Origin of the sequence: Mycobacterium sp. E342 (assembly GCF_001667665.1) — a bacterium.
In the GTDB taxonomy this organism is placed as follows: Bacteria; Actinomycetota; Actinomycetes; order Mycobacteriales; family Mycobacteriaceae; genus Mycobacterium.
Map to the genome: position 1 here is coordinate 61,613 of NZ_LZJM01000214.1, position 23,759 is coordinate 85,371.

Below are 23,759 nucleotides of genomic sequence, written 5' to 3' on the forward strand. Positions count from 1 at the left end.
CGACATGACCGCGTCGACGCCGAGCTGGGTTCTGCATGTCGACCTCGATCAGTTTCTGGCGTCGGTGGAGCTGCGCCGCCACCCCGAGCTGGCCGGGCTGCCGGTGATCGTCGGCGGCAACGGCGATCCGTCCGAGCCGCGTAAGGTCGTCACCTGCGCCTCCTATGAGGCCCGGGAATTCGGTGTGCACGCCGGCATGCCGTTGCGGGCGGCGGCCCGCCGCTGCCCCGACGCGACGTTCCTGCCGTCGGACGCCGACGCCTACGACGCAGCCTCCCAACAGGTGATGGGGTTGCTGCGCGACCTGGGACACCCGGTCGAGGTGTGGGGCTGGGACGAGGCGTACGTCGGGGTGCAAGGTGACTCTGGGGCCGACCCGAACGAAGTGGCCGAAGAGATCCGGGCGGTCATCTCGGCGGAAACCGGGCTGTCCTGCTCGGTCGGCATCAGCGACAACAAGCAGCGCGCCAAGGTCGCGACGGGTTTCGCCAAACCGGCGGGCGTCTTCGCGCTCACCGATGCGAACTGGATGACCCTGATGGCGGACCGGCCGGTCGACGCGCTGTGGGGCGTGGGCCCCAAGACCGCGAAAAAGCTTGCCACGCTGGGGATCACGACGGTGCGCGAGCTCGCGCACAGCGACGCCGAGCTGCTGACGTCCGCGTTCGGCCCGCGCACCGGGCTGTGGCTGCTGTTGTTGGCCAAGGGCGGCGGTGACGCGCAAGTCAGCGCCGAGCCGTGGATCCCGCGCTCGCGCAGCCACGTCGTCACCTTCCCGCGCGACCTCACCGAACGCGCCGAAATGGACTCGGCCGTCACGCGATTGGCCGAACAAGCGTTGACCGACGTGCTCGCGGCGGGCCGCATCGTGACCCGGGTGGCAGTCACCGTGCGGACCGCGACGTTCTACACCCGCACCAAAATCCGCAAGCTGGAGGCGCCGACCACCGATCGCGACACCATCGTCGCCGCGGCGCTGCGCGTTCTTGACCTATTCGAGCTCGACCGCCCGGTCCGGCTGCTCGGGGTGCGCCTCGAACTGGCCATGCCGGACTAGCGGCGCCGGGGCCGGCCGCAGCGCGCGGGTGAAGATGACGTTGACCTGACGCATCGCCACGCTGTAGGGCCACCAGGCCAGCCGCTTGAAGGCGTACAGCGCCCGGATGTCCGGCGAGGTGTAGATCAGGTAGCGATTCTTGGCCACCCCGGCCAAGATCTTCTCGGCCGCCTTCTCCGGCGAGACGGCGTGGCCGCTGAACCGGTTCACCCAACGCGCGACCTTGGGGTCTTCGCGGTCCACCCCGGCGATCTCGACGGTTTGCACCAGTGGGGTGTTCACCGCGCCCGGCACCACGACCGACACCCCGATGCGGTGGCGGGCCAGGTCGAAGCGCAGCACCTCCGACAGCCCCCGCAGGCCGTACTTGCTGGCGCTGTAGGCGGCATGCCACGGGAGCGCGACCAACCCGGCCGCCGACGACACGTTGACAAGGTGGCCACCATTGCGGGCGGCGACCATCGGCGGCACGAACGATTCGATGACGTGGATCGGACCCATGAGGTTGATCGCGATCATCTTGCTCCACTGATCGTGCGTCAGCCGGTCGACGGAGCCCCAGGCGGACACTCCGGCGATGTTGAGCACGACGTCCATGCTCGGATGCTCCCGATGGATGTCGGCGGCGAACGCCGCCACCTGGTCGTAGTCGGCGATGTCGAGGGCCCGGTGCGCGGGCACCCGGGCGCCCAGCGCGCGGGCGTCGGCCACGGTGAGCTCGAGACCCTCCCGGTCACGGTCGGTCAGACAGAGTTCGGCGCCCTGGGTCGCCAGCCGCAACGCGGTGGCACGGCCGATCCCGCTGGCCGCGCCGGTGACCAGACACCGTTTGCCTGCGTAATACCCCTGCTGCCCCATTGCCGTGACGATACCGGCGGTAACGCCCTACGGACGCCCGCCCCACAGCGCGTGCAGCCACAACCGCTCGAGCACGCGCACGCGGCGGTCGCGATCGCTGTCACGGCCGGCCAGGATCGGGTCGCCGGTCAGCATCAACGCGGTGGTACCGGCCAGGGTGCGGATCAGCGTCGGCAGGTCGTCGCTGATCGGGCTGGCGGTCCCGGCCTTCATCTCCGCCTCGACGATGGCGACGATCTGCCCCAGCACCACCTCGAATTGCTGGTCCATGAGATTGCGGATCTCGACGTCGGTGTTGCGCGCCTCGTTGCACGCGGTCATCACCGGATCGTTGTGCGCGTACACGGCGGCCGCGCTGCCGACCATGCGCTGGGCGAACTGCTCCGGCGACTCGCCGGGCTGGCGGGGGGCGAAGTCCTGTGTGAGCTCTTCGAGTTCCTGGGCGGCCTCAGCCATCAGCTGGGCCAGCACGGCGTACTTGGAGTCGAAGTAGAAGTAGAAGCCGGACCGGGCCACCCCGGCCCGGAGGCTGATGGTGCTGACCGACAGCTCCGCGAATGGCTTCTCCTGCAGCAGTTCCCGCACCGCCTGCAGGATCGCCTGGCGCTGCTTGTCGCCGCGTCGTTGCCCGCCCGGCTCGCCAGTGGCGGGGTGGCTGCTCATTCCCTGACCTTGCACCACGCCGGTCAAAAAGCAAACTTGACAGCCGTCAAGTTTTTTCAGAGGGTTATAAGACAGTGACGGCTGTCACCTCGGAGGGCACGCAAAGGAGCGTTTATGACCGCCACGATCAGCACCCCGCAGTACCTGCTGGACCAGGCGCGGCGCCGGTTCACCCCGACGCTGAACACCATCCCGGGGATGGGTGCGGTCGAAAAACGTCTGCTCGCCCACGACTGGCAAACCAAGGTCCTGGCCGAGCCGCCCGCCGGTAGCGGTCTCAAACCCGTGGTGGGCGACGCCGGTCTGCCGATCCTTGGGCACATCATCGAGATGTTCCGCGGCGGGCCGGACTACGCGCTGCACCTGTATCGCACCCGGGGCCCCCTGCATTTCCTCGACTCGCCGATCATGCCGGCCGTCACCGCGCTCGGGCCCGACGCCACCCAGGCCGTGTTCTCGAACAAGAACAAGGACTTCTCGCAGAAGGGCTGGCACCCGGTGATCGGGCCGTTCTTCAACCGTGGCCTGATGATGTTGGACTTCGACGAGCACATGTACCACCGGCGCATCATGCAGGAGGCCTTCACCCGCAGCCGGCTGACCGGCTACGTCGAGCACATCGACCGCGTGGCGAGCGACATCGTCGCCAACTGGCCGACCAACGACGCGCGTTTTCTGTTCCACCCGGCAATGAAGGAACTCACCCTGGACGTCGCCTCCCTGGTGTTCATGGGGCACGAGCCGGGCACCGACCACGACCTGGTCACGAAGGTCAATCAGGCGTTCACGATCACGACGCGAGCGGGCGGCGCGATCATCCGGCAGCCGATCCCGCCGTTCAAGTGGTGGCGCGGGCTCAAGGCCCGCACGCTGCTCGAGGAGTACTTCGCCGAGCGGGTCAAGGAGCGCCGCAACGCCACCGGCGCCGACATGCTCACGGTCCTGTGCCACACCGAGGACGAGGACGGCAACAGCTTCACCGACTCCGACATCGTCAACCACATGATCTTCTTGATGATGGCCGCCCACGACACGTCGACGTCGACGACGACGACGATGGTCTACAACATGGCCGCCAACCCGGAGTGGCAGGAGCGGGCCCGCGAGGAGTCGGCCCGCCTCGGCGACGGGCCGCTGGACATCGAGGCGCTGGAGAAGCTGGAAACGCTCGAACTGATCATGAACGAGTCGCTGCGCATGGTGACGCCGCTGCCGTTCAACATGCGGCAGGCCGTTCGCGACACCGAACTGCTCGGCCATTACATCCCGGCCGGCACCAACATCACGATCTGGCCCGGCATGAACCACCGCCTGCCCGAATTGTGGACGGAGCCGGACAAATTCGACCCCGAACGCTTCGCCGAGCCGCGCTCCGAGCACAAGAAGCATCGGTACGCCTTCGCGCCGTTCGGCGGCGGCGCGCACAAGTGCATCGGCATGGTGTTCGGGCAGCTCGAGGTCAAGACCGTCGTGCATCGGCTGCTGCGCCGCTACCGGCTGGAGCTGGCCCGGCCGGGCTACCGGCCGCACTGGGACTACGGCGGCATGCCGATACCGATGGACGGCATGCCGATCGTGCTGCGCCCGCTGTAGCCGACACGCGTCACGCGACCAGCCGGTTGGCGCACGCGATCACCGCGCGCAACGCCGACTGGGTCGGATCCTCCGACCAGCCCATCGCCCATTCGACGCGGGCGCCGTTGCCGCCGCGGACGAACGTGGCGGTGTGCTGCGCGGAGCGCAGCTGATGGAACCGGAGGATCTCCACCGGGACGCCGCGCTCGTGCAGCATCGCGCTGAGCGCCGCGATCGGACCGCCGGCCGCGGCGCTCGACACGCTGATGCGCTCACCGACGGCGATCATGGCCCGGAAGTTGCGGGCCTGCGGCCCCGGTCGCCGGTGGCTGTCGATGCACTCCCAGTTGCGCAGGCGGATCGGGCCGGCCGTGGGGCCGTAGGTGGCGACGAAACGCTGCCAGGACATCGCGCCCGCCCGCTCACGCAGACCGCGCGGTAGCGGCGCGCCGAATTGGCGGGCGAACCACTCGGTCGCCAGGCACGGGCTGGCCGGGTCGGCGTCGGAATCGAGACGCTCGGGGAAGGTTTCGGGGACGGTCATGGTGCCGGTCTTCTTCGGTCTAAGGAGTGACCGACGGCAGTAGCTTCCGACCCACAGCGGGGGGTCGGTCTGGGTCAGACCCCGCTGCGGGTGCTAGCTACTACGACACGTTCGAGAAGACGCACGAGCGACGACATTAGCCGCTTACCCGCCTGACGTGCAAGTTTCGGCCCAGCGGCATATCGCGTCAACCAGTCTCGAAATTAATCGAGAATTTTGGTTTACTCGTGTCAGCCCGTGGGTATTGGGCGGGAGCACCGCTCTTCAACGGCTGTGCAATTAACCCCCTCGAAGGATTGATGAAAGAAGGCTCATCATGAAGGCGAACCGCACCATGAAAACCCTGAAAGCTGCCGCTGCGGCCGCGGGCCTTATCACGGTGTTAGTAGTACCGACAGGATGTGCTTCATCGGCAGCCGGAAGTGGCGGACTCGTCGGCGGGGCCACCAGCGGCTGCACAATCAGCGTCGCAGGCCTCTGCGTCTAGCCGCTTAGGACGAGCAACCCCTGGGACCGGTGCGTGGGGGACGGGTTTCCCGGGGGCTGCTTGGCGTCTAGCCCGTCGGGCCGGACGACGGCTCGAACCGCAGGTACGCCTGGATCGTCGTACCGCTGGCCGTGGTGTGCGTGCGCACCAGGTCCGAGATGGCGTTGACCAGATACAACCCGCGGCTGGCCGGACCGCACGGCCCCGGGTCCAGACGGCCCACCAGCGGATCCTCGAAGCGTCCGGTGTCGCGCGCCTCGCACACCAGGTACCTGTCGTCGCGCCAGAAGGCCAGCTGGCAGGCGCCATCGGTGTACATCAGGCTGTTGCTGGCCAGCTCGGTGGCCACCAGCTGCAGGTCCTCGATCCCGTCCTGCGACAGCCCCACCCAGCCGGCATAGTCGACGGCGAAGGACCGCGCCGGGCTGAGGTCCGCCGACTTCCTGACCACGTAGGTGACCGCCCCCGGATTACCGGGTAACGGCCGGTTGCAGCGCTGCAAGGCGGCATCGGGCGCGTAGTCGGCGCTGCGTTGGAGTTCGCCGCCGCCCCACAGCAGGGGGTGGGTGGCGCGGGCGTCCGCCAGCACGTCGTCGTCGAGCCGGCTGCCGTCGTAGAGGCACAATCCGGTCACCTGGTAGCCGTCCATGGCCCCGTTGACCAGCGCCTCGTGCTCCACGCAGGCGACCAGCTCCTCGTCGCTGCGGCCCGGCCACGCGAGTTGGCTGACGATTCGCACGCGCCGGTCGGGATGGTCGTCGACGAAGGAACCCTCCATCGCCATCAGGCGGGTCGGGTTGCGGGCGACCTCGGTGATGTCCACCATGCGCACATCGCCGGGCGCCGTGCCGCCCGCGCCGAGCGCGTCGTGCAACAACGCCAGCATGTCGGCCGGGACCGCGACGAGGACGGCCTCGTCGAGGGCCAACCCTTCCCGCACGAAGCCGGTCACGAAATCCAGATACTCCTGCTGGGATTGATAGATGAGCGCGGAGTGGACGAAGCCGAGCTTCCCGATCTCTGTGCCCGCGGTCACTCCAGCACGCTCACTTTCGATCACTAACGCCAACCCCCTGCTGGACCGGCCGTCTGCCTCCTCCCTCCCCAGTACCCGCGGCGAGCCTTCGCTATACCGCGCTGCAGATCACATCTGCGACTCAGTACTTGCCTACAGCCACCATGAGGCGGCGGCGTCCAGGTGACGGCGCACGCGATAGCGGGCCAGGCTGTCGTCGCCCGCCTCGACGGCGTCCGCAATCCGCAGGTGAGCGTGGTGGACGGCGACGACGTCCGCCCAGGTCGGCGTGGCCTGCCCGGTGCTCGACCAGTGCCGCCGGAACAACTCGACGATGATGCGCAGGAACAAATCGAGCAGCGTGTTGCCGGCCAGCTGCGCCAGCCCGACGTGGAACCGGAATTCCTCGACGGCGGCGTCGCCCACATCACCGGACGTTTCGCCGACCTCGGATCGATGGGCGGCCAGGAAGGCGGCCACCTCGGATTCGCCGCGCCGCTTGACGACCTTGGCGACGTTGTCGATCTCGATCGCGTCCCGGACGCAACGTAAGTCTTCGCGGCTCGGATCGCGGTACTGCAGGTACAAGGCGATGGTGTCGATGCTGGCCTGCGCCTGGGGCTTGGCGATGACGAGCCCGCCGCCCGGCCCGCGGCGCATGTGCGCAACCGAGTGATATTCGAGCAGCCGCACCGCTTCGCGGAGCACGGCGCGGCTCACCCGGTAGCGGTCCAGTAGGTCGGCCTCGGTGCCGAAGACCGAACCGACCTGCCAGCCACCGGCCGCGATGTCGTCACCGATCGTGGCGGCCAGCATCTCGGCCAGCTTGCCGCGGGGTACCTCGGCGGTGAGCCGCCGCGGCTTGCGCGGGCGGCCCGTGCTGCCCGGGTGATGGCGCTGCAGCCAGGCGGTCACGGCCTCGATGTGTCGTTCGCTGAGCGTCTTGGCCTGCGCCGAGTCACCGGAAGTGACCGCCGCGACGATCTCGGAGTGGTCGATGTGCATCCGGTCGAGCGCCTCGACGGCCTCGCCGGCCGTGTCCGTCCGCGACTGTAGGGCGTATCGGGTGGTGAGCCGCATCAGGACGTCGATAAACAGTTGCAGGACAGGGTTTTTCGATTGCTCCGCCAAGGCGATGTGGAACTCGTCGCGCGGCGTCGGCAGCCCGGGTCTCCACTCTTGTTCACCCGCCAGCACCGCCCGCAGCCGCGCAATGCCCGCTTCGTCGATGCGTTCGGCGGCCAGCGAAGCCGCCAACGGTTCGAGCACCAGGCGCGCGTTGAGTAGGTCGCCCAGGGTCGTGCCGAGGTGTTCGAGATAGATGACGACGGCGCGGGTGGCGGGGCCGGCGTCGGGCTCGCAGATGATCAGCCCGCCGCCCGGCCCGCGGCGCATCCGGGCGACCTGATGGTGTTCGACGAGGCGGACGGCTTCGCGCAGCACCGAGCGACTCACCCCGAAGCGTTCCTGCAGGGCGTGTTCGGATCCCAGGGATTCGCCGGTGGCCCAGCCGCGGCGGACGATCTCCGCCTCGAGGTCCCGCGCGATCTTGGCGGCCAGTTTGTTCTCGAGGCCGGTACTCATGTCAGGCCCGACGATGCTCTCTCGCAAAAGCTTTCAGCATGTGAGCAGCATGCAGCCGGCGACCGGCCCGCCCCCCACGGACACCACGCCGACGTCCGGGCGCTGGGACACCTGCCGCTCCCCCGCCTCGCCGCGCAATTGCAGGCATCCCTCGTGCAACGCCCAGTAGCCGTGCATGCGCCCGGCCGACAGTTGGCCGCCGTAGGTGTTCAGGGGAAGCGCTCCGTCGCGGGCGATCCGCGTGCCGCCCTCGACGTACGGCCCGGCCTCGCCGTCGCCGCAGATGCCCAGCGCCTCCAGCCACGCGAGGGTGAGGTAGGTGAACCCGTCGTAGAGCTCGGCGACCTTGAGATCGGACGGCTTGAGGTCGGTGCGCGACCACATCTGCGCCGACGCGTCCGACATCGCCATCTTCGGGTAGTCGGCCCGATGGAACCAGCCCCCGGCGCCGTCGGCCCCGCCGATCGCCTCCACCGCCACCGGGCGGTGCGGGCAGTCACGCGCGTACTCCGCATGCGAGACCACCACGGCGATCGAGCCGTCGATCGGAACATCGCAGTCCAGCAGCCCGAACGGGGTGGACACCGGCCGCGCGCTCAGGTAGTCGGCCATCGTCATCGGGTCGCGGTAAACGGCGCGCGGATTCAACGCGGCGTTGCGCCTGCCGTTGAGGGCCACCCAGCCCAGCTGTTGTTTGGTGGTCCCGTACAGCTCCATGTGACGTCGGCAGTTGAGCGCCAACCAGTTCGCCGCGGAGTAGGCGTTCGCCGCGACCAGGTCGTTGACGTCGTCCATCGCGCCGACGGCGGGACGTTCGGCGCCCTCCGGGGTCTCGAACATCCGCGCGAGTGGCGGCGCGGGCGCGTTCTCCTGCGGCTTCACCGGGACCGTGCCACCGAGCATTTGGATGGTCCGGTACACCACCACGTGGCGGGCTCGACGCTCGGCGACCGCGCGGCACGCCGACATCACCGGGCTGAGCAGGCCGCCGGTGCCGAATCCGGATCCGCAGTCGGCCGCTTCGATCCGCAGGTGGGCGTTCACGTCTTCGGCGGGGGTGTCGCCCAGCGTCGCGATGCCGTCGATGTCGGAGGGGACCAATCCGGCGTCGTCGATGGCGGACCGCACCGCTTCCATGGTCAGGTCCAGGCCCGCGATGCCCGTGCGACGGCCGATCCGCGAGATGCCGATACCGGACAGGATCGCGTCCTTCTCGAAATGCGTCATGCACACCGCCCGTCAGACCATGCGTTGAACCAATTGAGTGTACTGTATTCGTCGTGCCGGACGCGCCGCTGCTCATCGAATACTGCGACGATTGCGCGCGCTGGGTGCACCCGGCGACCGGGAAGTGCCGGGCCTGCGGCCGCCCGCTGGTCGCGCGGCCGGTCTCCGGGCGGGGGACGGTGTTCACCTACACGGTCAACCACCACCCGTACAACCCGGAGATTCCCGTCCCGTACGTGATCGCCATCGTCGAACTCGCCGAACAGGAAAGCCTGCGGGTGGCCGCCAATATCGTGGGCTGCGAACCCGAGTCGGTCACCTGCGGCATGCCCGTCGAGATCCGGCCGGAGAAGGGCAGCGGCGGGGCGCCGTTGTTCGCCCCCGTCTGATCCCGCTTCCCTTTCGCGCGAGCGTCCGCAAATTGCCGGGTTTTACGGCGTGTCGCTGTACAGACACGGTCGCTCGCGCAGGGGCACCGAACGGCTAGTTGATCAGCGGGTCGCGCGGCATGCCGAGGATCCGCTCGGCGATCTGGTTGCGGGTGACCTCCGAGGTGCCGCCGGCGATCGCCATGCCGCGGGCTCCCATCGCCAGCCGGCCCACGATCGCGCCGGGCCCGTCCATCAGTGCGACCTCAGGGCCGGCCAGGGCCGCCCAGATGGCGGCGCCGTCGACCATGTGTTCGGCCAGCTTCAGCTTGGTGATGTTGCCTTCCGGACCCGGCCCCGCGCCCTCGACGCTGCGGGCGGCGCGGCGCAGGTTCAGCAACCGCAACGCGTGATCGTCGGCGAGGAAGGATCCGATCCGAACGGGCGCCCCCGCCAAGCGATCTGACTGCTGCTGAGCGAGTTGCACCAGGGTGGGCGCCAGGCCCTCGTAGAACGACCCGCTGCCGCCGATGCTGACCCGCTCGTTGCCCAGCGTGGCGCGGGCCACCGTCCATCCCGAATTGGGCGCCCCGACGACGTCCTCGTCGGGAACGAACACGTCGTTGAAGAACACCTCGTTGAATTCCGAGCCGCCGGTGATCTGCCGCAACGGCCGCACCTCGACGCCGGGGCCCTTCATATCGATGATGACGGTCGTGATCCCGGCGTGCTTGGGGGCTTCCGGGTCGGTGCGGACGGTGGCCAGGCCACGCGCGCAGTACTGGGCCCCGCTGGTCCAGACCTTCTGCCCGTTGATCTTCCAGCCGCCGTCCACCCGGATGGCGCGGGTCTTGACCGACGCCGCGTCGGAGCCGGCCTCGGGCTCGGAGAACAGCTGGCACCAGATCTCTTCCTGGCGCAGCGCCTTCTCCACGAATCGTTCTATCTGCCAATCGGTTCCGTGCTGAATCAGGGTCAGGATCACCCACCCGGTGATCGAGTAGTCGGGCCGTTTGATGCCGGCCGCGCGGAACTCCTCCTCGATCACCAGCTGCTCCACCGCGTCGGCGGCGCGGCCCCAGGGCTTGGGCCAATGCGGCATGACGTAACCGGTTTCGATGAGCTTGTCGCGTTGCGCCTCTTTGTCCAGGGCGGCAATTTCGGCGGCGTCGGCGTGGATCCTGGTGCGCAGTTCTTCGGCCTCGGGCGGCAGATCCAGGCTGTTCTCCCGCCGGGCTCCGGCTGCGGTGCGCTCGAAGACATCACGGGCCGGCGCGTCGCCGCCGAACAGTGCCTGTATCACCAGGGCGCGGCGCAGGTGCAGGTGCGCGTCGTGTTCCCAGGTGAAACCGATGCCGCCGTGAACCTGAATGTTCAACTCGGCGTTGCGCGCGTAGGCGGGAAACGCCAGGGTCGCCGCCACCGCCGCGGCCAGCTGGAACTGGGCTTCGTCCTCGGACGCCGCGCGCGAGGCGTCCCACACGGCGGCGACCCCGGACTCGGCGGCCACCAGCATGTTCGCGCAATGATGCTTCACCGCCTGGAAAGTGGCGATGGTGCGCCCGAATTGCTGCCGTACCTTGGCATAGTCCACGGCGGCGTCCACGCAGTCCGCGGCGCCACCCACCGCCTCGGCGGCGAGCAACGTCCGGGCGCGGGCCAGCGCGGATACCCGCGCGCCCGCCAGCACGTCATCGGCGCTGACGTCCACGTTTTCCAGGCGGACCCGGCCGGAACGCCGGGTCGGGTCGAAGTTGTTCGGTACCTCGACCGACACGCCGGCGCGACCACGCTCGAGCAGCAGCACATCGTCGCCCGCCGCGACCAGTAGCAGTTCGGCCAGCCCGGCGCCCAGCACGATCCCGGCGTCCCCGTCGGCGATCCCGTTCGCGACCCGCACCTGGCCGTCCAGGCTGATGCCCGCGGTGACGGTCCCGTCGATCAACCCGGGCAGCAGGCGCGACTTCTGTTCGGCCGAACCGTCTTTGGCGATCACCGCCGACGCGATGACGGTCGGCACGAACGGACCCGGCGCGACCGCGCGGCCGAGTTCCTCGACGACCACCACGAGTTCGGGCAGCCCGAACCCCGAACCGCCGTGCTCTTCGTCGACATGCAGGCCGAGCCAGCCCAGCTCGACGAGGTTCTGCCAGAACGGCGGCCGCGATTCCTCGGCGGCGTCCAGCAGGGACCGCGCCGCCCAGCGAGCCTTCTGCGAGGTCAAAAACCCGCGGGCGACTTCGGCGAGTTCGCGATGGTCGTCGGTCAGTGCGATACCCATGAGGGGCCCTCCTCGCTACCGGCTGGGTGCCTGCCCCGCTTCGAGGGGAAGCGGGGCGGCTGCCTAAAGAGTGTACTTAATGCGGGGAGGGCCACTCGTGGGGGTGGCTACTTGGGCGCGAACCGCTGCCCGGCGTCCAGGCGCAGGCACTGCCCGTTGAGCATGGGGTTCTCCACGATGGCCGCCACCAGCTTGGCGTACTCGATCGGCCGGCCAAGACGCTTGGGGAAGGCGGCGTCCTTGGTGAGCGCCGACGCGAATTCGTCCGGAATCCCCTGTGTCAATCCGGTGGCGAACAGGCTGGGCGCGATCGCCAGCACACGAATACCCAGCGAGCCCAGGTCGCGGGCCATGGTCAGGCACATGCCGGCGATGCCGGCCTTGGCCGCGGTGTAGGCGACCTGGCCGATCTGCCCTTCGAAGGCCGCGATCGATGCGGTGTTGATGATGACGCCGCGTTCCTCGTCCTCGGGCTCGTTCTTGGCCATGTGCGCGGCCGCCAGCCGGCTGATGTTGAAGGTGGCGATCAGGTTCAGGTCGATCACGGATTGGAAGGACTCGAGGTCGTGGGGACCGGACTTGGTCATCGTCCGCTTGGCGATGCCGCCGCCCGCGGTGGTGATGATGACGTGCAGGCCGCCCAGCTTGTCGACGGCGGTCTGCAGCGTCTCCTCGGTGCCCTTGAAATCCGTGACGTCGACCGGATAGAACGCACCGCCGATGGCTTCGGCGACCGTCTTGCCGTCGGAACCCTCGCGGTCCAGGATGGCGACCTCCGCCCCGCGCTCGGCCAGCAGCTCCGCGGAGGCGCGACCCATTCCCGATGCGCCGCCGATGACGACGACCTTCTTCCCGTTGATCTCCATCCGGACCCTTCCTTTCGGGTTATCAGATTCCTTGCAATCTGTAACGTTACGTAGGCACGCTAGCGTGTCCGTCCTTCAGGGTTGACCCCGCCTTGTCGGCGCGCCGTGCCAAGCTGATTCCGTGCTGCTTCTCGACGTGGCGACCACCTCGCTCGACGTGGGCGGCACGTCGTCGCGGCTGAGCAAGGTCGCCCACATCGCCGACCTGTTGCGGCGCGCGGCGGCCGACCCCGACGGCGTCGCGATCGTGGTGTCCTGGCTCTCCGGTGAGCTGCCCCAGCGCCAGATCGGGGTCGGGTGGGCATCGCTACGCTCGCGGCCGCCGCCCGCCTCGCACCCGACGCTGACCGTCGGCGGCGTGGACGCCCGCTTCTCGGAGATCGGCGCGGTGTCGGGCAAGGGGTCGCAGGCGCGGCGCGCCGAGCTGATCGCCGGCCTGTTCGCCGCCGCGACCGAAGCCGAGCAGACCTTCCTGGTGCGGTTGCTCGGCGGCGAGCTGCGCCAGGGGGCGCTGAGCGGGATCATGGCCGACGCGGTGGCCAAGGCCGCCGACCTCCCCGTCGCCGCGGTGCAGCGCGCCGCGATGCTGGGCGGGGACTTGCCGTCCGTGGCGGCCGCCGCCCTGGGCGGCGGGGCTAGGGCGCTGGACGCGTTCGCGCTGCGGGTCGGCCGGCCCGTCGGCCCGATGCTGGCACAGACCGCGACCGGGGTGGCCGATGCGCTGGAACGCCACGGCGGCACAACGATTTTCGAAGCAAAACTGGACGGCGCGCGGGTGCAGATCCACCGGTCCGGCGACCAGGTCACCGTCTACACCCGAAGCCTCGACGACGTCACCGCACGGCTGCCGGAGGTGGTGGAGGCGACCCTGGCGCTGCCGGTGCGTGACCTCATCGCCGACGGTGAGGCGATCGCGCTGCGGCCCGACAACGCACCGCACCGCTTCCAGGTCACCGCGTCCCGGTTCGGCCGATCGGTCGACGTCGCGGCGGCGCGTGCGGCGCAACCACTTTCGGTGTTCTTCTTCGACATCCTGCACCGCGACGGCGCCAACCTGCTCGACGCGCCGGCCGCCGAGCGGCTGGCCGCCCTGGACGCGCTGGTGCCGGCCGCGCAGCGGGTCGATCGGCTGCACACCTCGGACGCCGCCGAGGCGGCCGCGTTCCTGGACGCGACACTGGCCGCCGGCCACGAGGGCGTGCTGGCCAAGGCGCCGGACGCGCCGTACCAGGCGGGCCGCCGCGGAGCGGGGTGGCTGAAGGTGAAGCCGGTGCACACGCTGGACCTGGTGGTGCTCGCGGTCGAGTGGGGATCCGGGCGACGCACCGGCAAGCTTTCCAACATCCACCTCGGGGCGCGCGATCCGGCCACGGGCGAATTCGTCATGGTGGGAAAGACTTTCAAGGGCATGACCGACGCCATGCTGGATTGGCAGACGGCGCGGTTCTCCGAACTCGCGGTCGCCGGAACGGACGGTTACGTGGTGCGGCTGCGGCCCGAGCAGGTGGTCGAGGTGGCGCTGGACGGTGTCCAGAAGTCCTCGCGCTATCCCGGCGGGGTGGCGCTGCGGTTCGCGCGGGTGCTGCGCTACCGCGAAGACAAGGGCCCGGCCGAGGCCGACACCATCGACAGCGTGCGGGCGCTGTATTAAGAAGGGCGGAGTTCGTCTCGCGCGCGTAGGGTTTTCGGCCGTGGCAGTCAAAGAGCACGACAAAGACGTCAGCTACATCCACACCGACGACGGGTTACCGCCCGTCGCGATCGTCGACCGCTCCCCCATCACCGGCCGGCACAAGATCTTCTTCGCCGCCATCGCCGTGATCGGTGCCGTCGCGTGGGCCATCATCGCGTTCGCGCGCGGTGAGACGGTGAACGCCGTCTGGTTCGTGGTCGCGGCGATCTGCACCTATGTCCTGGGCTTCCGGTTCTACGCCCGGCTGATCGAGATGAAGATCGTCCGCCCCCGCGACGACCACGCCACCCCGGCCGAAGTGTTCGAGGACGGCAGCGACTACGTGCCCACCGACCGGCGGGTGCTGTTCGGCCACCATTTCGCCGCCATCGCCGGGGCCGGCCCACTTGTCGGTCCGGTGCTGGCGACCCAGATGGGTTACCTGCCCTGCAGCATCTGGATCATCCTCGGGGCGGTGTTCGCCGGCGCGGTGCAGGATTACCTGGTCTTGTGGATCTCCACCCGGCGGCGGGGGCGCTCCCTGGGCCAGATGGCCCGCGACGAACTCGGCGCCACCGGCGGCGCCGCCGCGCTCGTCGGTGCGTTCGTCATCATGGTGATCATCATCGCGGTGCTGGCGCTGGTGGTGGTGCGGGGCCTGGCCCAGAGCCCATGGGGCGTGTTCTCCATCGCCATGACCATCCCGATCGCCCTATTCATGGGCTGCTATCTGCGTTTCTTGCGGCCGGGACGGGTGGCCGAGGTGTCGATCATCGGCTTCGTGCTACTGATGCTGGCCGTGGCCTCCGGCAACTGGGTCGGCCAAACACCTTGGGGGGCAACGTGGTTGAGCATCTCACCGACCACGGTGGCCTGGCTCATCGTCGGCTACGGTTTCGTGGCATCGGTGTTGCCGGTGTGGTTGCTGCTCGCACCGCGCGACTACCTCTCCACGTTCATGAAGGTCGGGGCCATCGCCCTGCTCGCGGTCGGCATCTGTGTCTCGCTGCCACTCATGCAGGCGCCCGCGGTCTCGCGGTTCGCCGCCCGCGGCGACGGGCCGGTGTTCCCCGGGTCGCTGTTCCCGTTCCTGTTCATCACGATCGCGTGCGGGGCGCTGTCCGGATTCCACGCGCTGATCTCCTCGGGGACGACACCCAAGCTGCTGGAGAAGGAAAGCCAGATGCGGCTCATCGGCTACGGCGGCATGCTCACCGAATCGTTCGTCGCCGTCATGGCGCTGATCAGCGCGTCGATCCTCGACCAGCACCTCTACTTCACCCTCAACGCCCCGCCCGCTCAAACCGGCGGCACCGCGGCCACCGCCGCGGACTACGTCAATCGGCTCGGCCTGCCGGGGATCCCCACCAGCGCAACTCAACTCAGTCAGGCCGCCGCCGGCGTCGGCGAAAAGTCGATCGTGTCACGCACCGGTGGAGCGCCCACGCTGGCATTCGGCATGGCGGAGGTGTTGCAACGGGTCTTCGGCGGGGCGGGCCTCAAGGCGTTCTGGTATCACTTCGCGATCATGTTCGAGGCGCTGTTCATCCTGACCGCCGTCGACGCGGGCACCCGCGTCGCGCGTTTCATGCTGTCCGACGCGCTGGGCAACCTGGGTGGTCCGCTGACCAGGCTGCGAAACCCGAGCTGGCGCCCGGGCGTCTGGCTCTGCAGCCTGGCGGTGGCCGCCGCCTGGGGCAGCATCCTGCTGATGGGCGTGACGGACCCGCTGGGTGGAATCAACACCCTGTTCCCGCTGTTCGGCATCGCCAACCAGCTGCTCGCCGCCGTCGCGCTGACCGTCATCACGGTCGTGGTCATCAAGAAGGGCCTATTGAAGTGGGCCTGGATTCCGGGTATTCCGCTGCTGTGGGATTTGGCCGTCACGCTCACCGCGTCGTGGCAGAAGATTTTCTCCTCGGATCCCAATGTCGGTTACTGGACGCAGCACTTCCGATATCTGGCGGCCCGCAACGCCGGCAAGACATCGTTCGGTTCGGCCAAGAACGTTCATCAGCTCGACGACGTCATCAGGAACACCTTCGTCCAGGGCACCCTGTCGGTTCTGTTCGCGCTGGTCGTGGTCATCGTGTTAATCGTCGGGATCATGGTGTCTTATCAGGCGATTCGCGGCCGAGGCCGGCCGCTGACGGAGGATGAACCGATACCGTCGAAGTTCTTCGCGCCGTCGGGCCTAATTACCACGGCCAGCGAACGCGCGGTGCAGAGGCAGTGGGATGCGGCCAGAACCGTTGCCGCGAACAAAGATTGACGCCCCTAAACCGGATCGAACCCGGAGATCAACCAGCGGCCCCCGACCTTGTCCAGCGTGACCCGGACGCTGGACGCCGTGTATGCGGGCGCGTCGGCGCCGACGATCGTGGTCTGGTTGACGAACAGCAAGACGACGCCGTGGTCGGGCCCCTCCGACACCGAAGCCGCAGACTGGACGGTGGCCAGCGCCCAGATATGCCGCTGCTTCGAACCGGGGATGACGACTTCCCGGGTCAGCGACGTGTAGGTGTCCTTGAACCGCCCGGTCAGCCGCTCACTCGCGGCGCCCAGGTCGCGCTCGACGGTGTCCGGCCGATAGGTCAGCAGGGCGGCGGTGCCATCACGCGCCGCCTGGGTGGCCTCGATGCGACCCCGGTCGGCGCCGGCGATCGACGAACCCTGCCACTTCAGCAATCCGGCCCCGGACGCAAGCGACAGCGCCAGCCCCGGCAGCACACCGTATGCCAGCACCCGAGACCAGTTGTTTCTCATGGCACGAACTCCACGTTCGACACCTTCGCCTCGCCGCCGACCTTGACGACGGAGAGCCGCATTCGCCAGGCGTGCGGCTGCTGTTCGGCCGCCGCGGCGTTCGACGTGCGGACCGTGACAGCGACCAGGACCTCGGCGCGGTCGCCGGACTGCGATTCGATGCCCGCTTCCGTCACCGTTCCGACGGACCTCGACTGGGTTCGCAACACCACGTCGATGAAGGGCTGCGAACGTCTGGAGAAGTTGTCGTAGAGCTGCCCGGTCGCACCGGCCAGGATGCGTTGCACGTCGGCGTCGGCTTGACGGAAGTCGACCGTGGTGAGGTTGACCGCAGCTTGGCGACCGGCCCGCAGAAAAAGCGTGCGCTGCTCCTGGTCCTCATGCGCCCGGTGAGCACGCAGCCCAACCCACCCGATCAGCCCGATCAGCGCGCAGACGATGACAAGTCCGACGGTCAGCGTCAGCCGGATCGGAGCGGCGTCGCGTGGCCGCTCCTGGTGCTTGGAGCCGTCGCCGACTTCCGCAGGGAGCCCGGTCAATTCGGCGGTAGCAACATCGTCTGCCATGTGCGCTCCTTTCCCCCGGCGGTGGCCAGATCCGATTGCGTGTAGACATGCCCGTCGGGGCCGACGTAGGTGCCGGTGGCCGGGTCGTACTCGGCCGCCGGGATCGGCACCGGGACGGGGTCCGGAACGGGCGGTGCCTGCGCCGCTTGCGGGCGCGGCTGCGGGACGGGCTGACCCGAAAGCGTCGCGTTCGGGTCGCCTTTCCAGTTGTAACCGTCGTTGAGCGGAACGTAGCTTTCGTCGCCGTCGCACATCTGCACCGTCGGGGCCCGCTTGCCCGGGTGGCCCACGCACGGGGTGTTGCGGACCCCGCGGACGTTTTGCGCCGAGTCCTGCGGCACCCGGCAATACAGGTCGCCCGCGGGCCGGTCCGGGTAGTCCTCCCACGACGGAACCCGCTGCTGCTGTGCCGGCAGAAAGCCGGTCAGACACGGTGGCGGCAGGTTCAGTCGCAGGTTGAAGCTCAGGAAGGCGCCCTTGTAGCCCTGCTTGGTGTTCCTGTTGGGGACGTTGATCGCCTGGATCGTGGCCACCGCCTGGGGAAGCAGGACCAGCAGCTGCTCGAGGCCGGCGTGATAGGTCAGCGCCACCTGCCCGACGCCGATCAGGTTGGCCAGCACGACCGGCAGCGTCGGGTTTACCCGTTCCAAGAGCTGACGAACTTCCCCGACGGCCGGCGCGCCTTGCTCCAACACGCGCCGGAGGGCGGCGTCGCTTTTCTGCACCCCGCGGGTGAGCTCGGCCAGGTGCGCGGCCCACGCCTGCACCGCGTCCGAGGTGTCGGTCTGCGTGTCGAGCACCGGCTTGGAGTCGTCGATGAGGGTGAGCAGCGCACCCAGGTTCTTTCGCGCCTCGATGGACAGCGAGCTGGCGCCGGCCACGAGCCGGGACAGGTCCGGACCGAGCCCACCGACGGCGGTGGACGCCTCGTCGACGACGGTCTTGAGGTCCTCACGCGGGACCGACTCCAAGCCCCGGTTCGCCGCATCCAGCATCGTGTCCAAGTCGGGCGGCACCGACACGCGATCGGCCCGGATCACATCGCCGTCCCGCAGCGGGGGCGAATCCCTGCGTGGCAGCAGGGTGACGTATTGCTCTCCCACCGCCGATTGGCTGTGCACCTGCGCATCGAGGTCCGACGGGATGTCGATCCCCGACTTCAGGGAGAGCACCGCCGCGACGCCGGCATCGGTGAGACGCACGCTGTCGACCCGGCCGACTTCGGTGCCGCGATAGGTGACGTTGCCGCTGGGGTATAGACCCGCGGCCTGCGGCAGCTCGACGGTGACCCGATACCGTCCGATGCCGACCATGGCCGGCACCTGGATGTAGCCGAACACCATCACGGCGCCGCCGATCATCGCGACGATCACGAAGATCGCCAACTGGATGAGGACGCGTCTGGACAAGGGCGGCATGTCAACGGCCCTGATCCCAATGATACGGCGCGACAAGCGGATTGCCGGCGGTGTACGGGCTCGGCATCTGGCCGATCGTGCGACCCCACTGCAGCTCCAGCTCCGTCAAATTGCCCTCGAAGCGGGTGCCGGTGAAAAATGACGCGTCGAGCCGGCTCAGCGTGAGGTCGATGATGGCCGTCAGATTGGCGTAGTCCCCGCGGGCCCACTTGCTGATGGTCTCCTTCGGGAAGGGATAGGTGGCGAGCAGGCTCAACGCGCGGGTCATGGCGGGACCCGCGTTGGCCAGCGATTCCAGCACCGGCGCCAGGTCGTTGAGCTCTTTGACCAGAGCATCCTTTGTCTGCCGTGTCGAATCGGCAACCAGCGCACTGAATTTGCCGAATTGATCCAGCGCCTCCACCAGGGTCTGTCGCTCGTCGGCCAGGGTGCGAAGCGCGGCCGGGATGGCCGTCAGCGCCCTGTCCATCACCGGCTTTTGATCCGCGAACTGGCCGACCAGGGCGTTGATGCTCTCGGCGGCGGCGATGATGTCGCCGGTCTGGTCGGCCACGTGGCCGGTGAAGGTGTCGAGCTGGGCTATCAGGCTGCGGAGGTCGTCGGCGCGTCCGGCCAGCGCGGTGCTCAGCGACTGGGTGATGTCCTGGATCTGGCCGATCCCACCGCCGTTGAGCAACAACGAGATAGCGGCGAGGGTCTGCTCCGTCGACGGGTAACTGCCGGCCGACGACAGGGCAATCAGCGACCCCTCCCGCAGCCTGCCCCGGGGCGGGACGTCGGTGGGCGGCGCGAGCTCGACATGCAGGGAACCCAGCAGGCTGGTTTGGCCGATCGTTGCCGTCGCGTTCGCCGGCAGGTCGACATCGCCGTCGAGCCGGATCGTCAGCAGCGCATGCCAGCCCTGCCGCTCGATCCTGGTGACATTGCCGACGGTGACGTCACCGACCTGCACACGCGAGTTCTGTTCGAGGGTGCCCACGTCGGGCAGTTGCGCCTGGATCGTGAACGCCCCGGGGCCGCGTCCGGCGGTTCCCGGCAGCGCGACCGAGTTCAGGCCGCGCCAGCCGCAGCCCGCCGGCGCGACCATCACCAGCACCGCCAGCAAGCCCATCGCGGCGCGACGCAGGCCCCCGGCCGTCACGATCCACCCTCGGTCGGCAGCATCAACCCGCGCAAGCCGTCGGCGGGATTGGTCGGGTGCACCCGGGCCGGCGCGGCCGGGACGCCCGGGCTTCCGCCGGGATTCGGCTGCGGCGGAACATAATCCGGGCGCATCCAGTCCTCGCTGTAGGTCACCTCGTTCGGGCGCGCCGTGGCGCCGACCACCAGGTTCTCGCCCAGCGGCGGAAAGTTGTACTGACGGTTCTTGATGATCGGGGCCAGGTACTGAACGCACAGCTTCGCCGACTGGTCCCAGCCCAGGCGCGACGCCGCCTGTATCGCCCCGCACAGGAAGGCGACGGGATTGGCGAAGTTGGCGAACGCCGGCGCACCGCTCAGCGTGCCTTGCGCGGGCTGATAGATGTTCATGAAGTTCTGCAGCTCGGTGGGGGCGATGTGCAGGGCCTGCCTCAAGTCGTCGAGGCTGTTGTTCAGCGCCGTCGACACCGACGCCAGCCTGTCCGACGTCGTGCCGAGCGCTTCCCGGTTGTCGGCCACGAAGGTCCGCACGTCGCCGACGACGTCGGAAAGTGCCGTGAGCGCCTTGGCGACCTCGTCGGGGTCGTTGGTCAGCAGGCCGGTGACCGACGCCAGGTTCTGGTTCAGCTGCCGCATCAGGTCACCACTGCTCTGCAACGCCGAAACCAGAATCGACAGGTTCTTCACCGTGCTGAACAGATCGTCACTGTGGTCGCCGAGCGCCGAAACCGCTTGGGAGAGTTTGACGATGGTATCGCGGATGGACACTCCCTGGCCGCGCAGGTTGTTCGCGGCGGTCGTGACCAGCGACCCGAGGGGACTCAGGCCGCCATGTGTCGGCTGCAGCATCTGGGTCAGCTTTTCGAGGTCCTGACGCAGATCGTCCCACTCCACCGGGACCGCGGTGCGCGTCTGCGGGATCACGGCGCCGTCTTGCATCCGCGGTCCGCCGGTGTAGGCGGGGGTCAGCTGAATCGCCCGCGCGGTAACCAGGGACGGCGACAGGATCACGGCCTTGGCGTCGGCGGGCACCTGGTATCGGGCCTCATACCAGAAGGTGATCTTGACGCGCTCGGGTTGCGGCTCGATCTTCTTGATGTGACCGACCGCCACACCCAGGATGCGCACCTCGTCGCCCACGAAGATGCCGTTGCTGTTGGTGAAGTAGGCGACCACCGTGGTGGTGCGGCTCACCGCGGACGAGTGCCAGGCCGCCGCGACACCGGCGAGGAAGGTCAGCATCAGCGCGGCGGCCAGGGCGATCCTGGCGTTGTGGCGGTTCATCTTTCACCGGCTTTCGGCGGCGACGGCGACTCACCCGGCGCCGGTACGAATACCGGCGACGGCGAAGGAGGCGCCGGGGGTGGGGCCGTCTGCCCCGGGGCGAGCGGTGGTGGCCCCGGCGGCGGTCCGCCCGGCGGCGGCGCGGGGGGCGGCTCACGGTAGGGGTAGCGCGGATCACCGGGATTGCCGGTGATCGCGTCCGGGAGGTTCGGCCTCGGATCGCCGCCCTGACCCGTGCGCGGGAACGGCACCGGCAGGGCCGGTGTTCCCGGCTGACCGACCTGCGGGTCGGTGAGTTGCGACGGCAGCAGCACATTCGGGTCCAGGCCCAGGTCGGAGAACGCGGCGTCGACGAACGGTTGGATGAACTGACCGGGGATCAGGTTGGCGATGTAGAAGTTGAACCACGGACCGCTGGACATCGATTCGCCGAGCGACAGCGCATAGTCATCGAACTTCCTGATCGCCTGCCGCACTCGTTCTTTGCGGTTGTCGACGATGGTCAAGACCTCGTTGAGCTTGTCCAGTGCCGGCTTGAGGGTCTGGCGGTTGTCGGCGATGAGCCCCTTGATCTGCCGGCTCACCGCCGCGATGTTGCCCGAGATCTGGTCCAGCGCGCGGCTCTGGCTCTGCAACTCGACGAGCAGGGCGTTGGTGTCGGTGACCAGACGGGCGATCTGGTCGCTGCGTTCGCTCAGCACGGTGGTGGCTTTGTTGGCGTTGGCCAAGAGATTTCGCAATTGCGTGTCGCGGTCGCTCAACGTTTGTGAGAACCGCGCGACGCCGGCTACCGCCATCTTCAGGTCGGCGGGGGTGTCGGAGAAGGTGTCCGCCAGCACCGCCAGTGATTCGGACAACCGGTTGGTGTCGATCCCGCTGATGGCGGCGCCGAGGTCGCCGAGCGCGTCGGGCAGCTGGTAGGGCGCGTGGGTGTGCTCGAGCGGAATAGGCCCGGACAGCCTGCCGTCGCCGCGGGTGGTGATCTCGAGGATCTTGGCGCCCAGCAGGCTCTTGGTCTTGATCGATGCCTCGCTGCGATCCCCGATCCGGATGTGCTTGTCCACCTCGAACGTGACGAGGACCCGCGGGCCGTCGAGCGCGATGCTGTCCACCGTGCCCGCCTTCAGACCCGAAACCTGCACGGCGGCACCCGTTAACAGCCCGCCCGCCTCGGCGAAGTATGCCGAATATTGCCTGCCCGATTTGAACAAGGGCAGCTTGTCGTAGGTCAGCGACACCGCCACCACGCCTGCGACGACCACGACACCGATCGCGCCGACGGCCAGCGGATTGCGTTCGGAGAAGTACTTCATCGCGGCGTGCACCTCCCCGAGGGCTGGCCGATCACTTTGACGTAAACCGGCTGCCCGCCTTTGCCGTTCAGCTTGAAGAGCATTTCGCAGAGATAAAAACTGAAGAAGTCGCCATAGAGGCCCTGGCGGTTCAGCATCTGGTAGGCATCCGGCAGGGTGTTGAGGAAGTCGTCGAAATAGTCTCGGTCGGCCATGATCAGGCCGCCCACCCGGTCGCCCTCGCCGAGGATCTTCGCCAGGGGCGCGCGGCCTTTCGCGATCAGGTCGGCGACCGAACCGGCCGCGGCGTTGGCGTAGGCGATCCCGCTGCTGATGTCTCGCTTACGGTCGGCGAGCGTTTCCAGGAGCCGGGACAACGAGTCGACGGTGTTTGCGAACTGGGCGCTCTGGTCTCCGAGCGAGCCCAACACCGTGTGCAGGTTGAGAATGACCTGCCCGATGAGCCGGTCCCGGTCCGCCAGGGCGTTGGTCAGCGCGGCGGTGCGCGCCAAAACGGAACTGATCGTTGCGCCCTCGCCCTGGAACGCCTTGATGAGTTCGCTGGACAAGGTGTTGACCTGGTTGGGATCCAGCGCGCGAAACAACGGGCGGAAGCCGCCGATCAGCGCGTCCAGATCCAGCGCCGGCGACGTCCGGCCCAGCGGAATGGTGTCGCCGGGCCGGAGTTGCCGTGTGCCACCGGGTCCTTCCTGCAGCGCCAGGTAGCGGCCGCCGATGAGGTTCTGGTAGCGGATGACCGCCTTGCTGCCGTCGGTCAGCACCACCGTGTTGTCGGCGCTGAAGTCGACGACCACGGTGCCGTCGTCCTGGACCGAGATCTTGCTCACCTTGCCGACCTCGACGCCCGCGATGCGGACGAAGTTTCCGACCTCGAGCCCGGACACGTTGCTGAACCTGGCCTTGTACGGCATCTCGTTGCCGAACCGCAGCTGCGCGAAGATCGCCAGCATCGCGACCAGGCCCAGGGTGCACACGACCAAGAAGATGGCCAGGCGCCAGATGGCGCCCGACAGGTTCTCCTTCATGGCGTGCTCCTCGGTTACGTCGGTCGGCTGGTCGTCAGGGTCACTTTCGA

20 protein-coding genes are annotated in these 23,759 nt (G+C 68.5%); 5 read left to right on the forward strand and 15 right to left on the reverse strand.

The features are described 5' to 3' along the window. The first annotated feature begins 4 nt into the window (after positions 1 to 4). Positions 5 to 1,057, forward strand: coding sequence for a DNA polymerase IV (locus tag A5692_RS16340; protein ID WP_068057651.1), 1,053 nt, complete (start codon positions 5 to 7; stop codon positions 1,055 to 1,057). On the opposite strand, the gene A5692_RS16345 is transcribed toward A5692_RS16340, so the two are convergent. After that, entirely contained in the window at positions 992 to 1,915 is a 924-nt protein-coding gene (locus A5692_RS16345; RefSeq protein ID WP_068057652.1) for an SDR family oxidoreductase, read from the reverse strand. The genes A5692_RS16340 and A5692_RS16345 overlap by 66 nt on opposite strands. Positions 1,916 to 1,942: 27 nt before the next feature. Next, entirely contained in the window at positions 1,943 to 2,578 is a 636-nt protein-coding gene (locus tag A5692_RS16350; protein ID WP_068057654.1) for a TetR/AcrR family transcriptional regulator, read from the reverse strand. 114 nt (positions 2,579 to 2,692) lie between these two features. Here A5692_RS16350 and A5692_RS16355 point away from each other — a divergent pair, with 114 nt between their 5' ends. Continuing rightward, positions 2,693 to 4,171: a cytochrome P450 gene (locus A5692_RS16355; RefSeq protein WP_068057656.1), complete on the forward strand. Its 1,479-nt coding sequence runs from the start codon at positions 2,693 to 2,695 to the stop codon at positions 4,169 to 4,171. 10 nt (positions 4,172 to 4,181) lie between these two features. On the opposite strand, the gene A5692_RS16360 is transcribed toward A5692_RS16355, so the two are convergent. From A5692_RS16360 to A5692_RS16375, 4 genes are all read right to left on the reverse strand, one after another. Beyond that, the gene (locus A5692_RS16360) at positions 4,182 to 4,697 is read right to left on the reverse strand and encodes a homocitrate synthase (protein WP_068057658.1); all 516 of its coding nucleotides are present in this window, start codon (positions 4,695 to 4,697) and stop codon (positions 4,182 to 4,184) included. A 554-nt stretch (positions 4,698 to 5,251) separates the two neighbouring features. Further along, positions 5,252 to 6,244, reverse strand: a complete 993-nt coding sequence (locus A5692_RS16365) for a sensor histidine kinase (protein ID WP_068057660.1) — start codon at positions 6,242 to 6,244, stop codon at positions 5,252 to 5,254. 108 nt (positions 6,245 to 6,352) lie between these two features. Then, positions 6,353 to 7,783, reverse strand: a complete 1,431-nt coding sequence (locus tag A5692_RS16370; protein ID WP_068057662.1) for a FadR/GntR family transcriptional regulator — start codon at positions 7,781 to 7,783, stop codon at positions 6,353 to 6,355. A gap of 33 nt (positions 7,784 to 7,816) precedes the next feature. After that, positions 7,817 to 9,010 carry a thiolase family protein gene (locus tag A5692_RS16375; RefSeq protein WP_068057664.1) on the reverse strand — a complete coding sequence of 398 codons (1,194 nt, stop codon included), beginning with the start codon at positions 9,008 to 9,010 and terminating at the stop codon, positions 7,817 to 7,819. 53 nt (positions 9,011 to 9,063) lie between these two features. On the opposite strand from A5692_RS16375, the gene A5692_RS16380 reads away from it, so the two are divergent. Next, the gene (locus A5692_RS16380; protein WP_068057666.1) at positions 9,064 to 9,399 is read left to right on the forward strand and encodes a Zn-ribbon domain-containing OB-fold protein; all 336 of its coding nucleotides are present in this window, start codon (positions 9,064 to 9,066) and stop codon (positions 9,397 to 9,399) included. 94 nt (positions 9,400 to 9,493) lie between these two features. Here the strand turns inward: A5692_RS16380 and A5692_RS16385 are convergent, their stop codons facing one another. Both A5692_RS16385 and A5692_RS16390 read right to left on the reverse strand, forming a co-directional pair. Next, positions 9,494 to 11,659 carry an acyl-CoA dehydrogenase gene (locus tag A5692_RS16385; protein ID WP_068057668.1) on the reverse strand — a complete coding sequence of 722 codons (2,166 nt, stop codon included), beginning with the start codon at positions 11,657 to 11,659 and terminating at the stop codon, positions 9,494 to 9,496. A 107-nt stretch (positions 11,660 to 11,766) separates the two neighbouring features. Next, positions 11,767 to 12,525, reverse strand: coding sequence for an SDR family NAD(P)-dependent oxidoreductase (locus tag A5692_RS16390; RefSeq protein WP_068057670.1), 759 nt, complete (start codon positions 12,523 to 12,525; stop codon positions 11,767 to 11,769). Positions 12,526 to 12,646: 121 nt separating this feature from the next. On the opposite strand from A5692_RS16390, the gene A5692_RS16395 reads away from it, so the two are divergent. Together A5692_RS16395 and A5692_RS16400 are read left to right on the forward strand one after the other, a co-directional pair. Continuing rightward, positions 12,647 to 14,176 (forward strand): ATP-dependent DNA ligase, encoded by a 1,530-nt coding sequence (locus A5692_RS16395; protein WP_068057671.1) that lies wholly within the window; start codon positions 12,647 to 12,649, stop codon positions 14,174 to 14,176. A 40-nt stretch (positions 14,177 to 14,216) separates the two neighbouring features. Next, entirely contained in the window at positions 14,217 to 16,469 is a 2,253-nt protein-coding gene (locus A5692_RS16400; protein ID WP_082962788.1) for a carbon starvation CstA family protein, read from the forward strand. A gap of 5 nt (positions 16,470 to 16,474) precedes the next feature. On the opposite strand, the gene A5692_RS16405 is transcribed toward A5692_RS16400, so the two are convergent. From A5692_RS16405 to A5692_RS16435, 7 genes are read right to left on the reverse strand one after another with little or no spacing between them, the layout of a single operon-like run. After that, positions 16,475 to 16,963 (reverse strand): hypothetical protein, encoded by a 489-nt coding sequence (locus A5692_RS16405; protein WP_068057674.1) that lies wholly within the window; start codon positions 16,961 to 16,963, stop codon positions 16,475 to 16,477. Further along, positions 16,960 to 17,529: a mammalian cell entry protein gene (locus A5692_RS16410; protein WP_068057676.1), complete on the reverse strand. Its 570-nt coding sequence runs from the start codon at positions 17,527 to 17,529 to the stop codon at positions 16,960 to 16,962. Before A5692_RS16410 ends, A5692_RS16405 begins: the two co-directional genes overlap by 4 nt. Next, complete coding sequence (locus tag A5692_RS16415) at positions 17,499 to 18,947, reverse strand: MCE family protein (protein WP_068057679.1); 1,449 nt, start codon at positions 18,945 to 18,947, stop codon at positions 17,499 to 17,501. Before A5692_RS16415 ends, A5692_RS16410 begins: the two co-directional genes overlap by 31 nt. A 1-nt stretch (position 18,948) precedes the next feature. Further along, positions 18,949 to 20,058 (reverse strand): virulence factor Mce family protein, encoded by a 1,110-nt coding sequence (locus A5692_RS16420; protein WP_068057702.1) that lies wholly within the window; start codon positions 20,056 to 20,058, stop codon positions 18,949 to 18,951. A 26-nt stretch (positions 20,059 to 20,084) separates the two neighbouring features. After that, complete coding sequence (locus A5692_RS16425) at positions 20,085 to 21,371, reverse strand: virulence factor Mce family protein (protein ID WP_068057681.1); 1,287 nt, start codon at positions 21,369 to 21,371, stop codon at positions 20,085 to 20,087. Beyond that, on the reverse strand, positions 21,368 to 22,684 hold the full coding sequence (locus A5692_RS16430; protein WP_068057704.1) for an MCE family protein: 1,317 nt from the start codon (positions 22,682 to 22,684) through the stop codon (positions 21,368 to 21,370). The genes A5692_RS16425 and A5692_RS16430 overlap by 4 nt, the downstream gene beginning before the upstream one ends. Next, the gene (locus tag A5692_RS16435) at positions 22,681 to 23,709 is read right to left on the reverse strand and encodes a virulence factor Mce family protein (RefSeq protein ID WP_068057683.1); all 1,029 of its coding nucleotides are present in this window, start codon (positions 23,707 to 23,709) and stop codon (positions 22,681 to 22,683) included. Before A5692_RS16435 ends, A5692_RS16430 begins: the two co-directional genes overlap by 4 nt. Positions 23,710 to 23,759: the final 50 nt, after the last annotated feature.